This window comes from Rhodanobacter sp. A1T4 (assembly GCF_014207185.1).
GTDB lineage: Bacteria > Pseudomonadota > Gammaproteobacteria > Xanthomonadales > Rhodanobacteraceae > Rhodanobacter.
In genome coordinates, this window is the sequence record NZ_JACHCP010000022.1 from 1 (window position 1) to 1,521 (window position 1,521).

The 1,521-nt window shown below is 65.8% G+C and carries 1 pseudogene; it reads left to right on the forward strand.

The window, feature by feature from the left end:
- Positions 1–1,521, forward strand: a pseudogene (locus tag HDE80_RS21920) (RHS repeat protein); the annotation flags it as partial.

Below are 1,521 nucleotides of genomic sequence, written 5' to 3' on the forward strand. Positions count from 1 at the left end.
TGACCTTCACCTATAACACCAGCGGCCAGCTGACCGGCCTGTCGATCCAGGCCATCCCGCCGGGCCAGAGCACCGCGGTGACCCGTCAGCAGGTGAGCTACACCTACGACACACAGGGCCGTCTGAGCACGGTGGCCACGCTGCTGGGCTCGGACACCGACAGCAGCACGGCCAGCTACACCACCACCTACGGTTACGACGGCAGCAGCGACCGGGTGGCCTCGGTCAGCCAGAGCGACGGCACCACGGTGAGCTACACGTACACCGAAGACGCCCAAGGCGCCTACCAGGTGACCGGGATCACCACCGGCACGGGTGCCGCGGCACAGACCGTGACCCTGAGCTACGCCAGCGGTAGCACCACCGTGACCAACGCGCTGGGCCAGGCCACGACCTATACCTCTAACGCCGCCGGCGAACTGACCCAGATAGTCGCACCGACCGTCAACGGCGTGACACCGACCACCCAGTACAGCTATGACGCCAACGGCAACCTGCTGACCGCGACCGATGCCGACGGCGGCGTCACCCGCTACAGCTACGACACCAGCGGCAACCTGCTCAGCGTCGAGGATGCGACGGGTCACACGATCAGTTACACCTACAACGCCGACGATCAGGTGCTGAGTCAGACCACCTATACCGTCGCCGCGCAGGGCGTGGTCGGGCAGAGCGGTTATGTCGCCCCCAGCGGTGCGCAGACGACGTATGACGTGTACGACGCCAGCGACCGCCTCAACTACGTCGTCGATCCGCTGGGCAACGTCACCGAGCACGACTACACCACGACCAGCGGACTGACGGTGCTCAGCAGCACCAAGCAGTACGTGGGTGCCAGCTACAGCCTCACCGGGCTGTCCCCGAGCACGCCGCCGACCCTGGCCACCCTGCAGAGCTGGGTGGCGAGCACCCCGGTGCAGGCCACACTGGCTCGACTGATGCGCACGGACTACACCTACGATGTCCGTGGTCAGCTGACCACGCAGACGCAATGGGACACCCTCAACAGCAGTGGTGTAGGTACCCTGACCGGCGACGTCGGTGCCACCGTCACCACCTACACCTACGATGCCCAGGGCAAGCTGCTGCAGAGCGCGACCGAGCGCGGTGCCAACCGCACGACGCTGGAGACAACCAGCTATGCCTACGATGGCCTGAACCGGTTGATCAGCCGCACCGATCCCTTAGGTCATGTCACCAGCTACGTCTACACCGACAGCAGCAACACCCTGGCGATCACTCAGGCCAACGGCCTGATCACGACCCAGGTGCGCAACAGCGCGGGGCTGCTGATCAGCAGCACGCAGTCGGCCAGCGGGCAGACCAGCCGCGTGACCAGCTACCTCTACAACGCGGCTGGTGAACAAGTCGCGCAGATCGATCCGGCGGGCAACGTCAGCACGACCTTCTACGATGCCGATGGGCGCGTGGCCGGGACGGTGGATGCGACCGGGGCGGTGACGGCCTACACCTACGATGCGGACGGCCACGTCCTCGGCACCACGCAATACGCCACGCTAA